Source organism: Allobosea sp. Root381 (genome assembly GCF_001429395.1).
Lineage (GTDB): Bacteria > Pseudomonadota > Alphaproteobacteria > Rhizobiales > Beijerinckiaceae > Allobosea.
Genome location: NZ_LMJT01000001.1, coordinates 54,613 through 75,263, shown reverse-complemented (window position 1 = coordinate 75,263; position 20,651 = coordinate 54,613). Strand labels below are relative to the sequence as shown.

At 66.6% G+C, this 20,651-nt stretch carries 19 protein-coding genes and 1 tRNA gene; 10 read left to right on the top strand and 10 right to left on the bottom strand.

What is annotated here, in order from left to right; genetic code table 11:
• Positions 1-31: 31 nt before the first annotated feature.
• The 4 genes from cyoD to cyoA are packed head-to-tail and all read right to left on the bottom strand — an operon-like array spanning position 32 to position 4,242.
• Positions 32-415 carry a cytochrome o ubiquinol oxidase subunit IV gene (gene cyoD, locus ASE63_RS00355; RefSeq protein ID WP_056794876.1) on the bottom strand — a complete coding sequence of 128 codons (384 nt, stop codon included), beginning with the start codon at positions 413-415 and terminating at the stop codon, positions 32-34.
• Positions 412-1,044 (bottom strand): cytochrome o ubiquinol oxidase subunit III, encoded by a 633-nt coding sequence (gene cyoC / locus ASE63_RS00350; RefSeq protein WP_056794873.1) that lies wholly within the window; start codon positions 1,042-1,044, stop codon positions 412-414. The genes cyoD and cyoC overlap by 4 nt, the downstream gene beginning before the upstream one ends.
• A gap of 5 nt (positions 1,045-1,049) precedes the next feature.
• Positions 1,050-3,029 (bottom strand): cytochrome o ubiquinol oxidase subunit I, encoded by a 1,980-nt coding sequence (gene cyoB, locus ASE63_RS00345; protein ID WP_156410163.1) that lies wholly within the window; start codon positions 3,027-3,029, stop codon positions 1,050-1,052.
• 40 nt (positions 3,030-3,069) lie between these two features.
• A complete protein-coding gene (gene cyoA / locus ASE63_RS00340) occupies positions 3,070-4,242 on the bottom strand; it encodes a ubiquinol oxidase subunit II (protein WP_056796453.1) in 1,173 nt (390 codons plus the stop codon).
• Positions 4,243-4,424: 182 nt separating this feature from the next.
• Here cyoA and ASE63_RS00335 point away from each other — a divergent pair, with 182 nt between their 5' ends.
• Positions 4,425-5,747 (top strand): MFS transporter, encoded by a 1,323-nt coding sequence (locus tag ASE63_RS00335; protein ID WP_056794866.1) that lies wholly within the window; start codon positions 4,425-4,427, stop codon positions 5,745-5,747.
• A gap of 132 nt (positions 5,748-5,879) precedes the next feature.
• Here ASE63_RS00335 and ASE63_RS28685 read toward each other — a convergent pair whose 3' ends face one another.
• From ASE63_RS28685 to gph, 3 genes are all read right to left on the bottom strand, one after another.
• Entirely contained in the window at positions 5,880-6,011 is a 132-nt protein-coding gene (locus tag ASE63_RS28685) for a hypothetical protein (RefSeq protein ID WP_280137427.1), read from the bottom strand.
• Between the two features lie 327 nt (positions 6,012-6,338).
• Positions 6,339-6,413 (bottom strand) — tRNA-Val (locus ASE63_RS00330).
• 37 nt (positions 6,414-6,450) lie between these two features.
• Positions 6,451-7,164 carry a phosphoglycolate phosphatase gene (gene gph / locus ASE63_RS00325; RefSeq protein WP_056794863.1) on the bottom strand — a complete coding sequence of 238 codons (714 nt, stop codon included), beginning with the start codon at positions 7,162-7,164 and terminating at the stop codon, positions 6,451-6,453.
• A 219-nt stretch (positions 7,165-7,383) separates the two neighbouring features.
• On the opposite strand from gph, the gene ASE63_RS00320 reads away from it, so the two are divergent.
• The 8 genes from ASE63_RS00320 (at position 7,384) to ASE63_RS00285 (ending at position 15,297) form a co-directional block, all read left to right on the top strand.
• On the top strand, positions 7,384-7,734 hold the full coding sequence (locus tag ASE63_RS00320) for a hypothetical protein (RefSeq protein WP_244491258.1): 351 nt from the start codon (positions 7,384-7,386) through the stop codon (positions 7,732-7,734).
• 126 nt (positions 7,735-7,860) lie between these two features.
• On the top strand, positions 7,861-9,312 hold the full coding sequence (locus ASE63_RS00315; protein ID WP_056794858.1) for an NAD-dependent succinate-semialdehyde dehydrogenase: 1,452 nt from the start codon (positions 7,861-7,863) through the stop codon (positions 9,310-9,312).
• Entirely contained in the window at positions 9,309-10,010 is a 702-nt protein-coding gene (rpiA, locus tag ASE63_RS00310; RefSeq protein ID WP_056794856.1) for a ribose-5-phosphate isomerase RpiA, read from the top strand. Before ASE63_RS00315 ends, rpiA begins: the two co-directional genes overlap by 4 nt.
• Positions 10,011-10,118: 108 nt before the next feature.
• A complete protein-coding gene (locus tag ASE63_RS00305) occupies positions 10,119-11,639 on the top strand; it encodes an ATP-binding protein (RefSeq protein WP_056794853.1) in 1,521 nt (506 codons plus the stop codon).
• Entirely contained in the window at positions 11,632-12,375 is a 744-nt protein-coding gene (locus ASE63_RS00300; protein WP_056794851.1) for a response regulator, read from the top strand. The genes ASE63_RS00305 and ASE63_RS00300 overlap by 8 nt, the downstream gene beginning before the upstream one ends.
• A gap of 164 nt (positions 12,376-12,539) precedes the next feature.
• Positions 12,540-13,067, top strand: coding sequence for a TRAP transporter small permease subunit (locus ASE63_RS00295; RefSeq protein ID WP_200962515.1), 528 nt, complete (start codon positions 12,540-12,542; stop codon positions 13,065-13,067).
• Positions 13,064-14,494 carry a TRAP transporter large permease subunit gene (locus ASE63_RS00290; RefSeq protein ID WP_056794848.1) on the top strand — a complete coding sequence of 477 codons (1,431 nt, stop codon included), beginning with the start codon at positions 13,064-13,066 and terminating at the stop codon, positions 14,492-14,494. Before ASE63_RS00295 ends, ASE63_RS00290 begins: the two co-directional genes overlap by 4 nt.
• Positions 14,495-14,781: 287 nt before the next feature.
• Positions 14,782-15,297 (top strand): DUF2059 domain-containing protein, encoded by a 516-nt coding sequence (locus ASE63_RS00285; protein WP_162261697.1) that lies wholly within the window; start codon positions 14,782-14,784, stop codon positions 15,295-15,297.
• A gap of 76 nt (positions 15,298-15,373) precedes the next feature.
• On the opposite strand, the gene ASE63_RS00280 is transcribed toward ASE63_RS00285, so the two are convergent.
• Together ASE63_RS00280 and ASE63_RS00275 are read right to left on the bottom strand one after the other, a co-directional pair.
• Positions 15,374-16,798 (bottom strand): APC family permease, encoded by a 1,425-nt coding sequence (locus ASE63_RS00280; RefSeq protein ID WP_056794842.1) that lies wholly within the window; start codon positions 16,796-16,798, stop codon positions 15,374-15,376.
• A gap of 109 nt (positions 16,799-16,907) precedes the next feature.
• Positions 16,908-17,852 carry a 2-hydroxyacid dehydrogenase gene (locus ASE63_RS00275; protein WP_056794839.1) on the bottom strand — a complete coding sequence of 315 codons (945 nt, stop codon included), beginning with the start codon at positions 17,850-17,852 and terminating at the stop codon, positions 16,908-16,910.
• 199 nt (positions 17,853-18,051) lie between these two features.
• Between ASE63_RS00275 and ASE63_RS00270 the strand changes: the two genes are divergently transcribed.
• Positions 18,052-19,086, top strand: coding sequence for an aldehyde reductase (locus ASE63_RS00270; RefSeq protein WP_056794836.1), 1,035 nt, complete (start codon positions 18,052-18,054; stop codon positions 19,084-19,086).
• 60 nt (positions 19,087-19,146) lie between these two features.
• On the opposite strand, the gene ASE63_RS00265 is transcribed toward ASE63_RS00270, so the two are convergent.
• Positions 19,147-20,646, bottom strand: a complete 1,500-nt coding sequence (locus ASE63_RS00265; RefSeq protein WP_056794832.1) for a tripartite tricarboxylate transporter permease — start codon at positions 20,644-20,646, stop codon at positions 19,147-19,149.
• Between the last annotated feature and the right edge of the window lie 5 nt (positions 20,647-20,651).

The following is a 20,651-nucleotide window of genomic DNA, read 5'->3' as shown; positions in this document are numbered from 1 at the left end:
GACCGCGGCGCTCTCGCCGCGGCATGCGCGGTCACGGCATCTGCTTCATGTCGTGGACGGGCATCATGTTGGTGTTGAGGTGGTACATCACCCATAGCGAGCCGGCGAGGGCGATCACCACCAGGATCAGCGTGAAGACCAGCGCCAGCAGGCTCCAGCCGCCTTCCGCGCGCCCGTTCATGTGCAGGAAGTAGACCATGTGGACGATGATCTGGACCACCGCGAAGCCCATGATCACGAAGCCGGTGAGCTGGTTGTTGTCCAGCACGTTGTTCATCACCAGCCAGAACGGGATCGCGGTGAGGAACACCGAGAGCACGAAGCCGGTCATGTAGCCGCGGAAGGAGCCGTGCGCCTGCTCTTCCGAGCCGTGATCGGCGTCGTGCTGGTGCTGGGCGTTGGTTTCGGAGCTCATCGCAGCATCCCCAACAGATAGACGAAGGTGAAGACGCCGATCCAGATGACGTCGAGGAAATGCCAGAACATCGAGAGGCACATCAGCCGGCGGCGGTTCGCGGTGATCAGCCCGTGCCGCGCCACCTGCACCATCAGCGTGAAAAGCCAGATCGTGCCGAAGGTGACGTGCAGCCAATGCGTGCCGACCAGCACGAAGAAGGACGACAGGAAGGCGCTGCGCTGCGGCGTCGCGCCGATGCTGATCAGGTGATGGAACTCGTAGAGCTCGATGCCGAGGAAGGCGAGGCCGAACAGCGCCGTCACCGCAAGCCAGCCCTGGGTTGCCGCGACCCGACCCTGCACCATGGTCAGCATGGCGAAGCCATAGGTGATCGAGGAGAACAGCAGCATCGCAGTGTTGAGCGCGACGAGGTTCAGGTCGAACAGGTCTTTCGGCCCGGGGCCGGCGGCATAGTTCGTGCCGAGAACGCCGTAGATCGCGAACAGCACCGCGAAGATGAGGCAGTCGCTCATCAGGTAGATCCAGAAGCCCAGCGGCGTGCTGTGGCCCTCCGGATGCGGATGCTCGTCCTTCAGGTAGAAGACGGGCGCTTCGCCGGTCTGCGAAGCGGTGATCGTGCTTGCCATGACGATCAGGCCCTCGATCCGGCGAGGCGGCGCGTGCGCTCGTCCTCGGCTTGCACGACGTCCGCGGCGGGGATGTGGAAGTCGCGGTCATAGTTGAAGCTGTGCGCGATCGCCGTGACGATGATCGCCGCGAAGCACAGCGCCGCCAGCCACCAGATATGCCAGATCAGGGCGAAGCCGAGCGCCAGCGAGATGCCGGCCAGGATGATACCCGTGCCGGTGTTGCGCGGCATGTGGATCGGCTTGAAGCCGCTGAGCGGCCGCACATAGCCGCGGCGCTTCATGTCGGTCCAGGCATCGTTGTCGTGGATCACGGGAGTGAAGGCGAAGTTGTAGGCCGGCGGCGGCGAGGAGGTCGCCCACTCCAGCGTGCGCCCGTCCCAGGGATCGCCGGTCTCGTCGCGCAGCTCATGGCGCTTCCAGATGCTGTAGGCGATCTGCAGCAGGAAGAAGACGATGCCGAGGAAGATCAGCGCGGCGCCGAAGCCGGCGATGACGAACCAGATCTGCAGCGACGGATCGTCGAAGACCCGCATCCGCCGCGTCACGCCCATCAGGCCGAGCACATAGAGCGGCGTGAACGCGACCCAGAAGCCGATGACCCAGAACCAGAACGAGATCTTCCCCATCGTCGGGTGCAGGCGGAAGCCGAAGGCCTTCGGCCACCAGTAGACGATGCCCGCGAGCAACCCGTAGAGCACGCCGCCGATGATGACGTTGTGGAAATGCGCCACCAGGAACAGGCTGTTATGCAGCACGAAATCGGCCGGCGGCACGGCGAGCAGAACGCCGGTCATGCCGCCGATGACGAAGGTCAGCATGAAGGCGACCGTCCACATCATCGGCTCTTCGTAGCGGATGCGGCCGCGATACATGGTGAACAGCCAGTTGAAGATTTTCGCGCCGGTCGGGATCGAGATGATCATCGTCGTGATCCCGAAGAACGAGTTCACGCTCGCGCCCGAGCCCATCGTGAAGAAGTGGTGCAGCCAGACCAGGTAGGACAGGATGGTGATGACCACCGTCGCATAGACCATCGAGGTATAGCCGAAGAGCCGCTTGCCCGAGAAGGTCGAGGTCACCTCCGAGAAGATGCCGAAGGCCGGCAGGATCAGGATGTAGACCTCCGGATGGCCCCAGATCCAGATCAGGTTCACGTACATCATCGGGTTGCCGCCGAAGTCGTTCGTGAAGAAGTTGGTGCCGACATAGCGGTCGAGCGTCAGCAGGGCCAGCGTCGCCGTCAGCACCGGGAAGCTAGCGACGATCAGTACGTTGGAGCAGAGCGCGGTCCAGGTGAAGATCGGCATCTTCATCAGCGACATGCCGGGCGCCCGCATCTTCACGATCGTGCAGATCAGGTTGATGCCCGATAAGGTCGTGCCGACGCCGGCGACCTGCAGCGCCCATATGTAATAGTCGACCCCGACATCCGGACTGTAGGCGATGCCCGAGAGCGGCGGGTAGGCGAGCCAGCCGGTGCGCGCGAACTCGCCGATGAACAGCGACATCATCACCAGCACGGCGCCGGCCGTGGTCATCCAGAAGCTGAAATTGTTGAGGAAGGGGAAGGAGACGTCGCGCGCGCCGATCTGCAGCGGCACGACATAGTTCATCAGCCCCGTCACCAGCGGCATGGCGACGAAGAAGATCATGATCGTGCCGTGCGCGGTGAAGATCTGGTCGTAGTGGTGGGCGTTGAGGTAGCCCTCGGAGCCGTTGAAGGCCCAGGCCTGCTGTATCCGCATCATGACCGCGTCGGCGAAGCCGCGCAGCAGCATGATCAGGCCTAGCACCATGTACATGATGCCGATCTTCTTGTGGTCGACCGAGGTGAACCACTCGCGCCAGAGATAGCCCCAGAGCCGGAAATAGGTCAGCGCGCCGACGACGGCGATGCCGCCGAGCGCCACGACCACGAAGGTCGCGACCACGATCGGCTCATGCAGCGGGAACGACTGCAGCGTGAGCTTGCCGAGGATCATCGAGGTTTGGGTGGACGCTTCAGACACCGGGACACTCGCTTCAGGAATTGGACGGCCGGCTCGGCACGGCGAGCTGCGACAGCGATGGCGTGCCGCGCGGTGAGAACAGCGGCAGCGGCAGGCCGAGCCCGCGCATCGGCGTGAGGTTGCGCGGCGTGGTGTCGGCGGGCGCCTGGGCCATCATCGCTTCCGCCTCTTCGGTCGTGCAGATCGAGGCGATGTAGCGTGGCTCGTCCCCGAAGACGGCGCCGCGGCGGGTGGTCTTGTCGTAGGTCAGCGGCAGCGTGTTGTGGATTCCGGCGAGGCCGAGGCCGCCCTTGGCGTCATGGGCCATCATCTCGCTCATGCACATCTTGCCGGGCTGAACGCAGAGATTGCGGATCGCGTCGAACAGCTTCGCCTCGGCCGAGGCGAAGAACCTGACCGGCACGTTCTCGCTCGGGCGTTCGAGTTCGAGATAGGCGGCGCGGTCGAGCGTGCCGCCGGCTTCCTTCGCTTTCGCGACCCAGCCCTCGAAATCGCCGTCCGACAGGCCGAGGAACGAGAAGCGCATGCCGGAGAAGCCGGCGCCGCTGTAATTCGCCGAGAAGCCGGTGTAGCGGCCGGGATGGTTGATCACGGCGTGGAGCCGCGTCTGCATCGCAGGCATAGCATAGATCATTCCGGCCAGCGCCGGGATGTAGAACGAGTTCATCACCGAGGAGGCGGTGATGCGGAAATGGATCGGCCGGTCGACCGGCGCCGCGAGCTCGTTGACGGTCGCGATGCCCTGCTCGGGGTAGATGAACAGCCATTTCCAGTCGAGCGCCACGACCTCGACCTCGAGCGGCTTGACGGTTTCTGGAACCGGCTTGCCGGCGGCGATGCGGTCCAGCTTGCGATACGGGTCGAGCAGATGCGTGCCCATCCAGGTGATCGCGCCCAGGCAGATGATGATCAGCAGCGGCGCCGCCCAGATGACGAGCTCGAGCCCGGTAGAGTGGTCCCAGTCCGGCTTGTAGGTCGCCTCCTTGTTTGCGGCGCGGTAGCGCCAGGCGAAGAAGACGGTCAGCGCCATCACCGGGACGATGATCAGCAGCATCAGCACCGTCGAGATCACGATGAGGTCGCGCTGCTGGGCGGCGATGTCCCCGGCCGGAGCCATGACGACGAAGTTGCAGCCGCCGAGCACGACTAGGAGCGGGATCAGGGCGGCCAGACGCAGACGGTTCAAGGCATCCACCTTTCGCACGGCTATGAAGGCGAGACCGTTAGCTGCAATGCAGCAAAGGCGACATTGGACAATTTGCCCTATGTCGCGTTCCTGGTTGATACTGCACTACGACACGCTCCGCGGCAAAGCGCTGCGGCGCTCATTCCTCGGAACCACGCGCGACGGTGCAGAACATGGCTCACATGCCAGCCACGGCGGAACGCGATTCCAGCCATCTCAGCGAGACGCACGGAGCAGTCAATCCCGGTGAGATGGCGATCGGCGTCATCATCGGCCGCACCTCCGAGTTCTTCGATTTCTTCGTCTACGCCATCGCCTCGGTCATCGTCTTCCCGAGGCTGGTCTTCTCCTTCACCGATCCGCTGACGGGCACGCTCTATTCCTTCGCCATCTTCGCGCTGGCCTTCATCGCGCGCCCGCTCGGCACGGTCATCTTCACGGCGATCGACCGCAAGGTTGGCAAGAGCGCCAAGTTGACCATCGCGCTCTTCCTGCTCGGCACCTCGACCTGCTCCATCGGTTTCCTGCCGAGCTATGAGAGCATCGGCGTCGCCTCGATCTGGCTGCTGGCGCTGGCGCGGATCGGACAGGGCATCGCGCTGGGCGGCACCTGGGACGGCCTGGCCTCGCTGCTCGCGCTCAACGCGCCGCAGCGCCATCGCGGCTGGTATGCGATGATCCCGCAGCTGGGCGCGCCCTTCGGCCTCATCGTGGCGAGCGGGCTCTTCGCCTTCTTCGTCGGCAATCTCTCGGCCGAGGATTTCTACGGCTGGGGCTGGCGCTATCCCTTCTTCGTCGCTTTCGCGATCAATGTCGTGGCGCTGTTTGCCCGGCTGCGCATGGTGGTGACGCCTGACTACCAGAAGCTGTTCGAGACCCGCGAGCTGCAGCCCGCGCGCGTCCGCGACACGCTGCGGGCCGAGGGGCGCCATGTCCTGATCGGGGCCTTCGCGCCGCTCGCGAGCTTCGCCATGTTCCACATGGTCACGGTGTTCCCGCTCTCCTGGGTCTATCTCTTCACGCAGGAGGGTCCCGCGCGCTTCCTGGTGATCGAGGCCGTCGGCGCCGTCTTCGGTGCTCTGGCGATCGTCGCCTCGGGCGTGATCGCGGACCGGATCGGCCGGCGGGCGCTGCTCGGCGGCTGCGCGATCGCCATCGCGGTCTTCAGCGGCTTCGCCCCGCAACTGCTGGATGGCGGCTTCGCCGGCGAGATCGTCTTCATGATCGGAGGCTTCATCCTGCTCGGCCTGTCTTTCGGGCAGTCCTCCGGCTCGGTCGCAGCCGCCTTTTCGCCGACCTATCGCTACACCGGCTCGGCCCTGACCTCGGACCTCGCCTGGCTCTTCGGGGCAGGCTTCGCGCCGCTGGCCGCGCTGGTGCTTTCGACCCGCTTCGGCCTGATCTCGGCCGGCGCCTATCTGCTCTCCGGCGCCGTCGTGACTTTGCTGGCGCTCAGGCTGAACCGCCAATGGGAAATGCGCCAGGCGGACGAGGAGCGCGGCTGAGACGACCGTCTCCCGCGGTCGAGGCGGCGCAGCAGCAATCGAGCTGGAAAAGCTCTGATGCCGGCATGAGCGAAACGATGACGCGCGGCCGCTGTCGAGCAGGGGGCGCAGACCCTGCCGGATCAGCGAACGTCAGGCCTGGTCGGCCGGCGCCAGGACTTTGGGGACGGTCGGCGCAAAAGGCTTGGCAAGGAAGTCGCGAAGGTCGAGCGCGCGATGAGACGAATCGGCGACCAGCCAGGCCAAGCCGGCGGTGCCGACCATAAGTGCCGCAATGAAAAGGGCCTGAGCCATGACGCCAACCAACACTGACTGGGGTGGCATTAGCTAAGATTTTAACGATTTGTAAACCAGTCTTTTAGGGTAGGTCACAGTTTAATGTTAATTTTCTCTGCGATGCCCACGCGGCGGCGTCCATGGCCTGTGCCGCCGTCAGGCCGAAGCAAGCTGGATGCTGGTCGATCAGGCGCGGGAGGCAATTCGAAGACCGCGACGGGAACAGGCCCCCCGGATGCCTCCAGCGCTCGGCGCGCGTTCCATCCAGCGGCCTGCGCGCTGATGCGCGGCGAGGTCTGTCATTACTGAGGAAAATGGTGGGCGACACAGGGATCGAACCTGTGACCACTCCCGTGTGAAGGGAGTGCTCTACCGCTGAGCTAGTCGCCCGGACCGGCGCCTCTCCTAGTCGCCGCGCGCGGCGACGTCAAGGATGCGCTGCGACCTCGTCGCCGACCTTCTGCGGCACCCGGCCGAGGATTTGCCGCACGGCGCCAGGCAGGGCGTCGAAATGCTGGATGACCAGATCCGGCTCCAGCGTTTCGATCGGCACGTCGGTGTAGCCGAAGGGGACGCAGATGGTTGGAATGCCGGCTGCGCGCGCGGTCGCGATGTCGGTGCGCGAATCGCCGATCATCACCGCCCGCGCCGGGTCCGCCTTGGCGGCCTCGATGGTCAGCGTCAGGTGCCGCGGATCGGGTTTGTGGTAGGGGAAGCTGTCGCGGCCGGCGACAGCCGAGAAACGCTCCGCGATGCCGAAATGGTCGAGGATCAGCCGCGTGTGCAGGATCGGCTTGTTCGTGCAGACCGCGAGCGCGTAGCCATCGGCCTCGAGCGCATCCAGGGCCGGCAGCACGCCGTCGAAGAGATGGCTGGTGGAAGCGACGTCCTCGGCATAGATCAGCAGGAAATCCGCGAAGAGGCGCTCCAGCGTCTCGCCGTCGAGCGGCCGGCCGGAGACGCGGAAGCCGCGCTCGATCAGCGCGCGCGCTCCGGCGCCGACCAGTTCGCGTGCCCGCTCCAGCGGCAGCGCCGGCAGGCCCTCGCGCTCCAGGATGACGTTCAGCGTCTGCATGATGTTGGGGGCCGTTTCGGCCAGCGTTCCGTCGAGATCGAAGACGACGATCGGGGGCAGGCTCATCTGCTGGCTTCTCCTGGCGGCCGGGCTGCCTGCTTAAAGGCGTTCGGGCGGGGCTTTGCAAGCGCTGCGGCTGCACGGTGAGCCTGGCGCGACGAACTCCGACCACGCGCGAGGCCGGTCTCGCAAAGCGCCGTGCGGCGGCCATCCTTCGGCCGGACAATGGTGTATTCTTCGCTCGATTCGTGGAGGAATGTTGCGGTGTCGAAAACCCTGGGACGATTGACGGGCCTGGCTCTCGGCGGCCTGCTGGCACTGGGTGGCGCGGTTTTGGCTGCGCCCTTCGAATTCGCGCCGGCGCCGCAGAGCGATCTCAACCGCGTCTACCGCATCGACAAGGCGACTGGCGAGGTCGCCGCCTGCCAGTTCCAGCTCAAGGAAGGCGGCGTAGGCCTCACCGTCTGCTTCCCGGCTGGAGAAGGGGCCGGTCCCCAGCCGCCGAGCGACTACTCGCTGATGCCGTCGCGGCATGAGCGCGAGGGCGGCATCTTCCGCGTCAATATCCGCACCGGCGAGATGAGCGTCTGCTACGTCTTCGACGACAAGACCGTGTGCACGCCACAGGCGAAATAATCCACCGCTCGCGGTGGCGAAAAGCGCAGGAACGATTGTCGCCATGCGCCTCTGGCCGGTCGTCAGCGGCGGGGCCGGCGTGCTAGAGCAGGCGCGAATTCACCCCTTCGCGTCACCGAGGCTGCCATGCTGAAGCTGAACGATCCGACCCTCCTGAAATCTCAGTGCCATGTCGGCGGCGCCTGGATCGGCGAGGGCGTCGACGTGGTCGACAACCCCGCGACCGGCGACGTGCTCGCCAAGGTGCCGCGCTTCGGCGAGGCCGAGACCACGGCTGCTGTCGAAGCCGCCTCGCGCGCGTTCAAGCCCTGGGCCAAGAAGTCCGCCAAGGAGCGCTCCGGCATCCTGCGCAAATGGTTCGAGCTGATCATGGCGAACCAGGAGGATCTCGCGCAGATCATGACGGCCGAGCAGGGCAAGCCGCTGACCGAGTCGCGCGGCGAGGTCGCCTATGCCGCCTCCTTCGTCGAGTTCTACGCGGAAGAAGCCAAGCGCATCTATGGCGAGACGATTCCCTCGCCTTTCCCGAACTCGCGCATCATCATCCAGAAGCAGCCCGTCGGCGTCTGCGCCGCGATCACGCCCTGGAACTTCCCGGCCGCGATGATCACCCGCAAATGCTCGCCCGGCCTCGCCGCCGGCTGCACCTTCGTGGTCAAGCCCGCGCCGGACACGCCGCTGACGGCGCTGGCGCTGATGGAACTCGCCATCCGCGCCGGCTTCCCCGAAGGCGTGCTCAACATGGTCACGGGGGATGCGGTCGCGATCGGCAAGGTCATGACCTCGCACCCTGCGGTGCGCTTCATGGGCTTCACCGGCTCGACGCCGGTCGGCAAGCTTTTGATGCAGCAGGCGGCCTCGACCGTGAAGAAGGTCGGGCTCGAGCTCGGCGGCAACGCGCCCTTCATCGTCTTCGACGACGCCGATGTCGACGCTGCCGTGCAGGGCGCGATCGCCGCCAAGTTCCGCAACATGGGCCAGACCTGCGTCTGCACCAACCGCCTCTTTGTGCAGGACGGCGTCCATGACGAGTTCGTCGCCAAGTTCTCGGGCGAGGTCGCCAAGATGAAGGTCGGCAACGGCACCGAGGTCGGCGTCGTCCAGGGCCCGCTGATCAACGAGCGCGCGGTCGAGAAGGTCGAGCGCCATGTCGCCGATGCGCTCAGCCATGGCGCCAAAGTGATGGTTGGCGGCAAGCGCCATGCGCTGGGCCGCACCTTCTACGAGCCGACCGTGCTTGCGGGCGTCACCACCAAGATGCTGGTAACGAACGAGGAGACCTTCGGTCCCGTAGCCCCGGTCTACCGCTTCAAGACCGAGGACGAGGTCGTCGCGATGGCCAACGACACGCCCTTCGGGCTCGCCGCCTATTTCTATTCGAAGGATCTCGGCCGCGCCTTCCGCGTAGCCGAAGAACTCGAATACGGCATGGTCGGCATCAACTCGGCCATGCTCGGCACCGAGGTCGCGCCCTTCGGCGGTGTCAAGGAATCCGGCCTCGGCCGCGAGGGCTCGCTCCACGGCATCGAGGAGTTCGTCGAGATCAAGTACATGCTCATGGGCGGGCTCGGCGCATGAGTCCGGACGATCTGAAGAAGCTGGCGGCCGCCCGTGCGCTCGAACTGGTGCGCCCGGGCATGCGGCTGGGCCTCGGCACCGGCTCGACGGCGAAGCACTTCGTCGATCTGCTGGGTGAGCGCGTTGCGAAGGGGCTCGACGTCATCTGCGTCTCGACCTCGGAGGTGACAGAGGCGCAGGCACGCGGGCTCGGGATCCCGATGTCGACGCTCGAGGAGACGCCGGAGCTCGACCTCACCATCGATGGCGCCGACGAGGTCGACAGCAGCCTTCGCCTGATCAAGGGCGGCGGCGCGGCGTTGCTGCGCGAGAAGATCGTCGCCTCGGCCTCGGCCCGGATGGTGGTGATCGCCGATGACAGCAAGCTGGTGCCGCAGCTCGGGCGCTTTCCGCTGCCGATCGAGGTCGTTCCCTTTGGGCTCGAGGTGACGCGCCGCGCCGTCCTCGCCGCGATCGCAGCGGCCGGCGCTTCGGGCGATCTCGTTTTGCGCCGCAAGCCGGACGGCAGCGTGCTGCTGACCGATGGCGGCCACTACATCCTCGATGCGCATCTCTGCGCCATCGCCGAGCCCGAGGCGCTGTCGGCTGCGCTGGCCTCGATCCCCGGTGTGGTCGAGCACGGCCTGTTCCTCGGCCTCGCCACGGCCGCGATCCTGGCGGCTGGCGCTGGCCTGACCATTCTCGGAGATCTGGAATAGCGAGCGCCGGGGCCGCCAGGGCGGCTCCGACGCAGGCCGATTGCGCGCGATGGGCGCCTCGTCCAGTAAAGCCCGGATAACTGTGCGGTCGCTGGAAGAGCGCGTTTCATGGCACTGACCAGCTGGGCTTCGATACGCGGCTACGCCCTCGCCAGCGGCTTCGTGCTGGTGGCGACCGGCTTTGCCGCAGCGATGCTCTGGTTCACCCCGCTCGACAGCGTTTCCGCCATCTACATGCTGCCGGTGCTGCTGGCGGCCGTGCGCTACGGGACGGGGCCGGCTGTGCTGGCCGCCCTGCTCGGCGCGATCATGACGACGCTGCTCTATCCGCCTCTGTTCCGCGTTCTGGTCTTCACGCCCTCGCGGCTGATCGACCTGGTGACCTCGCTGCTGGTCGCCCTGACGGTCGGGCAGCTCGCCGGGCGCCTGCGCCGCCATATGGTCGCTGTGCGCGCGCGCGAGCAGCATATCAGGCAGGTCTATGCGCTCAGTGACGCCATCGCCTCCGCGCGCGATGTCGATGCCGTCCTCGCCATCCTCGCCGAGCATCTAGCGACGAGCCTCGATCGGCCGATCGCCCTGTTCGCTGGGACGGAGGGCAAGACGCGCGTGGTCAACTCGGCCTTCGCGCCTGATGTCACCGGGCGGTTGTCGGAGGCGGCGGTCGCGTTCCTGCGTGAGGAGCGGGAGACCACTGAAAGCATCGAACTGCCCGGCATCGGCCGCTGGCTGCTCTGCCGCGCCGCGAGCGGCAGCGATCTCGCGTTGGTGCTCGCCGTCGAGCTGCCGGCGCAGGATCAGACCGGCGGCACCCGGATGGGCGAACTGGCGCGCGGCCTGCTCGGCGAGGCCGCGGTTTCGCTGGAGCGGCTCGGCGTCCGGAAGGTCCTGGACGAGCGCCGCCTGCGGCAACGGACCGACGAGTTGCGGGACATCCTGGTCGAGGCGGTTTCGCATGAACTGCGGACGCCGCTCGCCGGCATCACCGGCTCGGCCAGCGTGCTCGCGCATGTGCCGGATATCAATGAGCGGCCGCAGCTTCGCGAGCTCGCCACCGGCATCGAAACCGAGGCGAGGCGCCTCGACCGACTGATCCAGGATGTGCTCGATCTCGGCCGGATCCGTGCAGGCGCCTTGCAGCCGCGCCTGCAGGAGACGGACCCGGCCGATGTCGTCAACGACGCGCTGATGACCGTCGCCGAGCGGCTGGCGGGACATCCGCTCCGCCGCCGCTTCGACCACGGGCTGCCGCTGATCCGCATCGACCCTGTCCTGCTGGCGCAGGCGCTCGTCAACATCCTGGAGAATGCCGGCAAGTACACCCCGCCCGGCGGCGCGATCGAAGTCGCCATCCGGCGCGATGGCGAGGAGCTCGCCATCGAGATCGCCGATGCCGGCCACGGCCTCGAGGCGGGGGAGGCCGAGCTGGTGTTCGAGCGCTTCCAGCGCGGCCGCCGCTATGCCGATGTCGCCGGCGGCAGCGGGTTGGGCTTGACGATCGCCCGGGTTTTCGTGGAGGCCAATGGCGGGCGTGTCACCGCGATCAGCGAAGGTCCGGGCAGGGGCACGACCATGCGCATCACGCTTCCGGTCAGCGAAGCGACGGGGGATGACGAGGACCATGACTGACGCTGCGGAGCATTCCCAGGCACCTCTGGTTCTCGTTGTCGACGATGAGGCGCCGATCCGCCGCTTCCTGCGGGCCGGGCTTGAGATGAACGGCTTCCGGGTCGTCGAGGCCGACACGGCCCAGGCGGCCAACGAGATTGCCGTGATGCGCCAGCCCGATCTGGTCGTGCTCGATCTCGGCCTCCCGGACGCCGACGGCGCGAGCGTGGTCGAGACGCTGCGCGGCTGGTCGCAGGTTCCGGTCATCGTGTTGTCGGTCCGAAAGTCCGAAACCGAGAAGATCAAGCTTCTGGAAAGCGGCGCGGACGACTACATCGTCAAGCCCTTCGGCATGGGCGAACTGCTGGCGCGGGTGCGGGTGGTGCTCCGGCGCGTCGTTCGCCAGGAAACCGCCGATCCGGTGGTCAAGGTCGGCGGCCTCGCCATCGATCTGGCCCGGCGCCTCGTCAGCCGCGACGGCGCCGCCATCATACTTTCGCCCAAGCAGTTCGCCCTGCTGCGCCTGCTGGCGGTCCATCACGGCAGCGTCATGACCCATCGGCAGTTGATGCGCGAGCTTTGGCCGCAGGAGCCGGACGAGGATGTGCAGTATTTGCGTATCCTCATGAAGAAGCTGCGGAACCGCATCGAGCCCGATCCTGCCCGCCCGATCTATCTGGTGACCGAACTGGCCATCGGTTATCGGCTGCGCACGCAGGAGCAACTCGATGCTTTTGGTTATGTCGCGGCTATATGATCAGCCTCTCGCAGTAATGGAACGGCTAATCCCGTAGCTGCTAGCTGCTGCCCCGAGGGATTCCGGCGGCGCGGGGCGCGATGTTCAAGATTTGGTTGGCTCTGGCCACTGTCGGCGGCATGGCCGGCATGGTGGCAGTGGCCTGGTACTTCTGCCGCCAGCTGATGCCGCTGGCCCGTGCGATCGACCGTCTCGGCGGCTGGCTCGGCGTCGTTGCGAGCTGGCTCGTGCTACTCGCCTGCCTCGTCAGCGCCGGCAACGCCACGGTCCGCTACCTTGTCTCCTATAGCTCCAATGCCTGGCTCGAGCTGCAGTGGTACATGTTCGCCGGCATGGTGCTGCTCGGTTCGGCCTACACGCTGCGCGTCAACGAGCATGTCCGCGTCGACCTGTTCTACGGCGCCGTTTCCGACCGCACCCGCCACTGGATCGACCTGCTCGGCGGCGCCGTCTTCCTGATGCCGATGTGCCTGATCATGATCTGGTTCACCTGGCCCTGGTTCGTCCAGTCCTGGACGCTCAACGAGACCTCCAACAACGCCGGCGGCCTGATCCGCTGGCCGGTCATCCTGCTGCTGCCGGTCGGCTTCGCCCTGATCCTGCTGCAGGGCATCTCCGAGATGATCAAGCGCGCCGCGGCCCTGCGTGGCTTCCACCAGCACGAATACGCTTACGAGAAGCCGCTGCAATGATCGACGCGATCCGCGCCAATCTTGGCCCCATGATGTTCGGGGGCCTGATCCTGTTCCTGCTGATCGGCTACCCCGCAGCGTTCTCGCTCGCGGCGGTCGGCCTGTTCTTCGGCCTCATCGCGATCGAGATGGGGGTGATCGCGCCCCAGTACATGGGCAACCTGACCTTCCAGCTGTTCTCGATCATCTCGAACGACCTGCTGCTCTCGATTCCGTTCTTCACCTTCATGGGCGCGGTGCTGGAGCGCTGCGGCCTGGCTGAGGACTTGCTCGACTCGATCGGCCAGCTCTTCGGCAAGGTGCGCGGCGGCCTGTCCTACGCCGTGATCTTCGTCGGCGCGATCCTGGGTGCGATCACCGGCACGGTCGCGGCCTCGGTCATCGCCATGGCGGTGATCTCGCTGCCGGTGATGATCCGCTACGGCTACAACATGCAGCACGCCACGGGCGTCATCGCGGCCTCCGGCACGATCACCCAGCTGATCCCGCCCTCGCTGGTGCTGATCGTCCTGGCCGACGTGATGGGCAAGTCGGTCGGCGACATGTATGCCGGCGCCATCGGCCCCTCGATTGTGCAGGTCGTGCTGTTCTGCCTCTGGGTGATGTTTCTCAGCATCTTCCGCCCGGCGCAGGTTCCGGCCCTGCCGCCCGAGGCGCGCACCCTGACGGGCTGGGCGCTGGCCTGGAAGTGCTTCCGCGGCATCGTCCCCTCCGGCGCGCTGATCTTCCTCGTGCTCGGCACGATCTTCATGGGCCTGGCGACGCCGACCGAGGCCGGCGCCATGGGTGCGGTCGGGGCGCTCGTGCTGGCGGCGATGTACCGGACGCTGAGCTGGAAGCTGACCTATCAGGCGATGTCCTCGACCATGCGCATCACCGCCATGGTCACGATGATCCTGATCGGCGCGCGCGTCTTCAGCCTCGTCTTCCAGGGCGTCGGCGGCGGCCTGTGGATTGAGCACATCCTCACCGGGCTTCCGGGCGGTCAGGTCGGGTTCCTGACCTTCACGATGATCTTCGTCTTCTTCATCGCCTTCTTCCTCGACTTCTTCGAGATCGCCTTCATCATCATCCCGCTGCTGGCGCCGGCCGCGACCAAGCTGAACATCGACCTGATCTGGTTCGGCCTGCTGATCTGCGCCAACATCCAGACCGCCTTCATGCATCCGCCCTTCGGCTTCGCGCTGTTCTATCTGCGCGGTGTCGCCCCGGCGACGGTCAAGACGCGCGACATCTATCTCGGCTCGATTCCCTGGATCGGCCTGCAATTGCTGCTGGTCGCGCTGATGATCGCCTTCCCCCAGATGGTCACCTATTGGCTGGACAAGCCCGCGGTGATCGATCCTGCTGCGCTGCAGAAGCAGTTCGATGCGATCCCATCCTTCGGGACGATCGAATTGCAGGGACTGACGCCACCAAAGCCCTAGCCCCCTGGGCGGCTGGGTCCGGCGAGCCACGGTTTCGGGCTTTCCTGCGAGTGCCTCTCGGCCGGTTTCCGATGCTGCCGGCTGCGACATCGTCGGGCCGAAAACCGGTTTCACCTTTACGCAGCGATGCTCTATGGAGGGCCGCTATGCGAAATCCGGTATCGGGGCTGGCTTGAGTCGCGCCGGACCGGACGCTACCGAGACAAGCGGGCGGCCGCCGCGCCATGGGGCGCGGGCCGCGATCCAGTTTAATGCGCGAACCGGCGCACGATGAAGGGGCCTACGCGATGATCCGTCACCATTTTGCCGGCGCGGCCGTCAGCCTCGCACTTTTGCTGGCCGTGCCTGCCCAGGCTCAGACCGCCCAGCCGGCGCAGCCCGACATTCCGCAGAGCCATCTCGCCGCCGGCAGGGACGTCGTCATCGTCTCGGGCCTTGCCGACTCCTTCGATTCGATCTTTCTCGAGTTCAGTGAGCGGGTATCCCAGACCGTCGGCACCACGCGCCCCGAGGCCCGCAAGGATATGGAGGAGATTATCGCCTCGCTGCGGCCCGAGGCCGATAAGAAGCGCGAGGAGATCGTCGCTTCCGCCGCCTTCATCTTTGCCAAGCGCATGTCCGAGACCGATCTCAGGGATGTCGCGGCTTTCTTCAATTCGCCCGTCGGGCAGCGCTACAACGCCGCGCGCCCGCGTGCGATCGACGAGATCTACGCGCTGCTGCAGCCCTGGAGCATGCAGACCAGCAATTTCCTGTTCGACCGCTTCAGCGAGGAAATGCGCAAGCGCGGCCACCAGATGTAATCACGCGGGTGCCATTGCCGCCGTTATCGTCAGAAAGCCGCCGGCCATGGGCCGGCGGCTTTTTTCATCGGTGGCTTCAGTTCACCGGACCGGCGCGGCCGAAATCCTCCCGGTCCGGGACGGCAGGCTTCACGCCGGTCGAGCGGTTGACCATCACGGTCACGAACCAGAGCACGATGCCGATGCCGATCAGCACGGCGGCGATCTGGTACTGAACGCCGTCGCGGCCGGTCCAGGGTCCGGCGAAGAAGGCGCAGGCTAGCGCGCCCAGGATCGGCAGGATGGTCGGCGTGCGGAAATGCTCGTGCTCGACCTTGTCCTTGCGTAGCACCAGCACGGCGATGTTGACGACGGTGAAGACGCAGAGCAGCAGCAGCGCCGTGGTGCCGCCGAGCGCCGGCACCTCGCCGACGAAGGTGATCAGCGCAAAGGCGAGCAGGGTCGTGAAGCCGATTGCGATATAGGGCGTGCGCCGCGTCTGGTGCACCTTGCCGAGAACCGGTGGCAGAACATGCTCGCGGCTCATGCCGTAGACCAGCCGGCTCGCCATCAGCATGTTGATCAGCGCGCTGTTGGCGACCGCGAACATGGTGATGAAGCCGAAGATCCAGATCGGGAAATTGGGCGCCCCGGCCTGGACGACCTTGAGCAGCGGCGTCTCGCCCTCGCCGAGCTCTTCCGGCGATACCAGCGTGATCGAGGAGATCGAGACCAGCACATAGATCACGCCGGTGATGACGAGGCCGGCGAGCAGCACCTTCGGGAAGATGCGGGTCGGGTTCTTGCACTCCTCGGCCATGTTGACCGAATCTTCGAAACCGACCATCGCGAAGAAGGCGAGCGTCGTCGCCGCGATGACCGGCCAGAAGACGCCGCCATCCCCCGTCGTCTTGAACTCGAGTACGCGCGAGACGTCGCCCTGGCCGGCCATGATCGCCATGAAGCCGATCGTGATGATGATCAGCAGGCCGGTGAGCTCGACGCAGGTCAGTACGACATTGGCTTTCACGCTCTCGCCGACGCCGCGCAAGTTGACCGCCGCGACCAGCGCCATGAAGCCGAGGCCGATGGCGGTGATGCCGAAGGTGCCGGTGAGCCCGAGATTGAGCGCATTCGACATGTTGGCTGCGAAGGCGCGCGAGGCGGTCGAGGCCGAGGTGATGCCGGAACACATCACCGCGAAGGCGACGATGAAGGTGATGAAATGGATGCCGAAGGCCTTGTGGGTGTAGAGCGCCGCGCCAGCGGCCTTCGGATATTTCGTGACCAGCTCGAGATAGCTGAAGGCGGTCACCATCGCGACGATGAAGGCGACCAGGAAGGGCAGCCAGACCACCCCGCCGACCTGCTTGGCGACCTGGCCGGTCAGCGCGTAGATGCCGGTTCCGAGGATGTCGCCGACGATGAAGAGCAGGAGCAGCCAAGGGCCCATGACCCGATGGAGGCTCGGTTCTGCTTGTGGTGAACTGCCGGCGGTCTGGGTTGCTGCGACGTCGCTCATGGCTCGCCCTCGCTCCGCCGGCATTCGGCGCCGGCCGACAAGCAACACGATTGCGCCGCAATGGTTCACGCGCAAGCGTGCTGCGTTTCCGGAAGGGCAGCGCGTGGCTTCATGCCATGTCGCGCATCTCGGGTACCGGGGTTTCCAGGCGACGGCCGTCGAGCCAGCCGCGGATGTTGCGGATGATCAGCTCCGCGCTGAGCGCCTGCGCCTCCGGTGCTCCGCCGGCGACATGCGGCGTCAGCACGACATTGGCCAGATTGCGCAGGGATTCCGGCACGCCGGGTTCGTTCTCGAACACGTCGAGCCCGGCGCCCGCGATGGTGCCGTCGCGAAGCGCCGCGACCAGCGCCTCGGTATCGACCGTGCTGCCGCGCCCGACATTGACGAAGAAGCCCGCCGGGCCCAGCGCTTCGAACACCTCCGCTCCGATCAGGTGGAAGGTCGAGGCATCGCCGGGCAGGGCGCAGATCAGGAAATCGACCGCCTCGGCCAGAGCCGCTGGCGTCGGCAGGCGCGTCGCGCCCGGAAAATCCTTGGCGCTGCGGGAATAATAGCTCACCGCCATGTCGAAGCCGGCGCCGCGGCGGGCGATGCCTTGGCCGATTCCGCCGAAGCCGAGCACGCCGAGGCGCTTGCCCGCGAGCATCGGCCGCGAAGTCAGGCCCTGGCGCCAGCCGCCGGAGCGCGCGACCGCATCGCCGCGCGGCACGTCCCTGACGACCGCCAGCAGCAGCGCCATCGCATGGTCGGCGACGACGGGCGCATTGATGCCGGCGGCATGGGTGACGGGGACGCCGCGCTCGCGCGCCGCCTGCAGGTCGATGCTCTCATAGCCGGTGCCGACCGTGCAGATCAGCTTCAGCGCGGGCAGGGCGGCGATCTCCGCTCGGCTCGCCCCGGCGCTGCCCGACGTCACCAGAACCTCGGCCTTGGCCGCGACGTCGGCCGGGAGCCGGTCGAGCGGCAGATCGAGATCGTGGACGGTGAAGTCCTGCGCGAGCCGTTCGATAAAGGAGGGGAAGCGTTCCTTGAAGACGATGTTCACGGTCATGACGGCTCTCGGCAACTGAGGCGAATGGTATTGCCGCAACCCATAACCAAGCCTCGTACCAACCGGCGCGCTCGTGGCGCAGGGCGGTAGCGCGCCGGACTCATGCCTGACGATGCGCGGTGCGGCGGCAGCTGCGCTTTCATGATGCGCCGGTTTCGGCCTATCTGCGTCAGCTTAGCCTTTGCCTTCCGGAGAACACATGTCGTCCGAACGCATCCTCGTCACCGGAGGCTCCGGCTTCCTCGCCGGTCACTGCATCCTGATGCTGCTCCAGGCCGGCTATGCCGTGCGCACGACGCTGCGCGATCCAGCTCGGGAAACCGCGCTGCGGGCTGTATTGCTGGGCGCCGGCGTCGAGACGGCGGGTCGTCTCGAAGTCGCGCGAGCCGATCTCATGGCCGATGACGGCTGGGCGCAGGCCGCGGCCGGCTGCGATGCGGCGCTCCATGTCGCCTCGCCCTTGCCGGCAGGCGTCCCGCGTCATGAGGACGATCTGATCCGTCCGGCGCGGGAGGGCACGCTGCGCGTCCTGCGGGCGGCGAAGGCGGCCGGGCTGCGTCGTGTGGTGCTGACTTCGTCATTCGCCGCGATCGGCTATGGCCGCCCGCTCAAGCGTCCCTATGACGAGCGCGACTGGACGGATCCCGACGCTGCGGGCGTCGCCGCCTATCCGAAATCGAAGACGCTGGCCGAGCGTGCCGCCTGGGATTTCGTCGATGGCGAAGGGCAGGGGCTCGAACTGGCCGTGGTCAACCCCGTCGGCATCTTCGGCCCGCTGCTGGGCCCCGACCTCTCGGCCTCGATCGTCCTGGTTCGCGCCATGCTCGAAGGCCGGCTCTGGGCCGTGCCGCGGCTGATGTTCGGCGTCGTCGACGCGCGCGACGTGGCCGACCTGCATCTGCGCGCCCTGCGCGATCCGGCGGCGGCCGGGGAACGTTTCGTGGCGGTTGCCGACAACTTCCTCTGGATGCGCGAGATTGCCGCGATCCTGCGCGAGCGGCTCGGCGAGGCTGGGGCGAAGGCGCCGACGAGCGAGCTGCCGGACTGGCTGGTGCGCCTCGCGGGGCGCTTCAGCGCCGCGGCGCGTCAGGCGGCGACGCCCGAACTCGGCCGGAGCAAGAACGCCTCCAGCGCCAAGGCCCGCGCCATGCTGGGCTGGCAGCCGCGCTCGGCCGCCGATGCGCTCGCCGCGACGGGCGAGAGCCTGATCCGGCTGGGGTTGGTCGGCAGATAGGCGACATCGTCATTCCGGGCTTGAGCGCTCCGCGCTCGCCCCGGAATGACCGAGGAGGGCTCAGTCCTCCTCGGCCTTGAACCGGTTCAGCCCCTTCATCACGAAGGGCGCGACCAACGCAATGAAGGCAAGGCCGAGCAGCGTCGCCGAGATCGGGTTCTCCAGCAGGATCATCGGATCGCCGAGGCTGATCTGCAGCGCGCGGCGCAGTTGAGCCTCGGCCATCGGGCCGAGGATCAGTCCGACCACCATGGGTGCGACCGGATAGTCGTAGCGCCGCATCAGGTAGCCGATATAGCCGAACAGGAAGAGCATGCCGAGCTCGACCGGCGAGGCATTGACCGCAAGCGTGCCCATCGTGGCGAAGACCAGGATGCCGGCATAGAGCCAGGGCTGCGGAACGGCGAGCAGCTTTACCCAGAGCCCGATCAGCGGCAGGTTCAGCACCACCAGCATCACATTGGCGATGAACAGCGAGGCGATCAGGCCCCAGACCAGATCCGGCTTCTCGGCGAAGAGCAGCGGCCCTGGATTGAGCCCGTATTGCTGGAAGCCGGCCAGCATGATCGCCGCCGTCGCCGAGGTCGGCAGGCCGAGGGTCAGCAGCGGCACGAGCGTACCGGCGGCCGAGGCGTTGTTCGCTGCTTCCGGCCCGGCGACGCCCTCGATCGCGCCCTTGCCGAACTCGTCCGGGTATTTGCAGAGCTTGCGTTCGGTGGAATAGCTCAGGAAGGTCGGCACCTCGGCGCCGCCCGCCGGCAGCGCCCCGATCGGGAAGCCGAAGGCGGTGCCGCGCAGCCAGGGCGCCCAGGAGCGTTTCCAGTCCTGCTTGCTCATCCAGAGCGAGCCCTTGATCGGGATGATCTCCTCAGGCGCGTGATAGCGCTTCGAGGCGACATAGAGCGCCTCGCCGACCGCGAAGAGCCCGACCGCCAGCGTCGTCACCTCGACGCCGTTCAGCAGTTCCGGGACGCCGAAGGTCAGACGCGCCTGGCCGGTCAGCTTGTCGATGCCGACGAGGCCGAGCGTGATGCCGAGGAACAGGCTGGTCATGCCGCGCAGGGGCGAGTCGCCGAAGGTCGCCGAGACGGTGACGAAGGCGAGGATCATCAGAGCGAAATAGTCCCACGGCCCGAACTTGATCGCGACCTCGACCAGCCAGGGCGCCAGGAAGGCGAGCCCGATGGTTGCGATCAAGCCCGCCACGAACGAACCGATCGCGGCGGTCGCCAGCGCCGGGCCGCCGCGGCCGGCCTTGGCCATCTTCGAGCCTTCCAGCGCGGTGGCGAGCGAGGCACTCTCGCCCGGCGCGTTGAGCAGGATCGCGGTGGTCGAGCCGCCATACATGCCGCCGTAATAGATGCCGGCGAACATGATCAGCGAGCCGGCAGGATCGAGCTTGAACGTCACCGGCAACAGCAGCGCGACCGTCAGAGCCGGGCCGATGCCGGGCAGCACGCCGACGGCGGTGCCGAGGAAGACGCCGATCAGGCAGAAGACGAGCTTGGAGGGCTCGAGCGCGACGCTGAAGCCGTTGAGCAGCGACAGAGTGGTTTCCATGACCG

Coding starts and splice junctions, on each gene's coding strand:
- cyoD (WP_056794876.1), bottom strand. CDS start 415: ATGAGCTCCGAAACCAACGCCCAGCACCAGCACGACGCCGATCACGGC.
- cyoC (WP_056794873.1), bottom strand. CDS start 1,044: ATGGCAAGCACGATCACCGCTTCGCAGACCGGCGAAGCGCCCGTCTTC.
- cyoB (WP_156410163.1), bottom strand. CDS start 3,029: ATGATCCTCGGCAAGCTCACGCTGCAGTCGTTCCCGCTGCATGAGCCG.
- ASE63_RS00335 (WP_056794866.1), top strand. CDS start 4,425: ATGCCAGCCACGGCGGAACGCGATTCCAGCCATCTCAGCGAGACGCAC.
- ASE63_RS28685 (WP_280137427.1), bottom strand. CDS start 6,011: ATGGTCGGCACCGCCGGCTTGGCCTGGCTGGTCGCCGATTCGTCTCAT.
- gph (WP_056794863.1), bottom strand. CDS start 7,164: ATGAGCCTGCCCCCGATCGTCGTCTTCGATCTCGACGGAACGCTGGCC.
- ASE63_RS00315 (WP_056794858.1), top strand. CDS start 7,861: ATGCTGAAGCTGAACGATCCGACCCTCCTGAAATCTCAGTGCCATGTC.
- rpiA (WP_056794856.1), top strand. CDS start 9,309: ATGAGTCCGGACGATCTGAAGAAGCTGGCGGCCGCCCGTGCGCTCGAA.
- ASE63_RS00305 (WP_056794853.1), top strand. CDS start 10,119: ATGGCACTGACCAGCTGGGCTTCGATACGCGGCTACGCCCTCGCCAGC.
- ASE63_RS00300 (WP_056794851.1), top strand. CDS start 11,632: ATGACTGACGCTGCGGAGCATTCCCAGGCACCTCTGGTTCTCGTTGTC.
- ASE63_RS00295 (WP_200962515.1), top strand. CDS start 12,540: ATGCCGCTGGCCCGTGCGATCGACCGTCTCGGCGGCTGGCTCGGCGTC.
- ASE63_RS00290 (WP_056794848.1), top strand. CDS start 13,064: ATGATCGACGCGATCCGCGCCAATCTTGGCCCCATGATGTTCGGGGGC.
- ASE63_RS00285 (WP_162261697.1), top strand. CDS start 14,782: ATGATCCGTCACCATTTTGCCGGCGCGGCCGTCAGCCTCGCACTTTTG.
- ASE63_RS00280 (WP_056794842.1), bottom strand. CDS start 16,798: ATGAGCGACGTCGCAGCAACCCAGACCGCCGGCAGTTCACCACAAGCA.
- ASE63_RS00275 (WP_056794839.1), bottom strand. CDS start 17,852: ATGACCGTGAACATCGTCTTCAAGGAACGCTTCCCCTCCTTTATCGAA.
- ASE63_RS00270 (WP_056794836.1), top strand. CDS start 18,052: ATGTCGTCCGAACGCATCCTCGTCACCGGAGGCTCCGGCTTCCTCGCC.
- ASE63_RS00265 (WP_056794832.1), bottom strand. CDS start 20,646: ATGGAAACCACTCTGTCGCTGCTCAACGGCTTCAGCGTCGCGCTCGAG.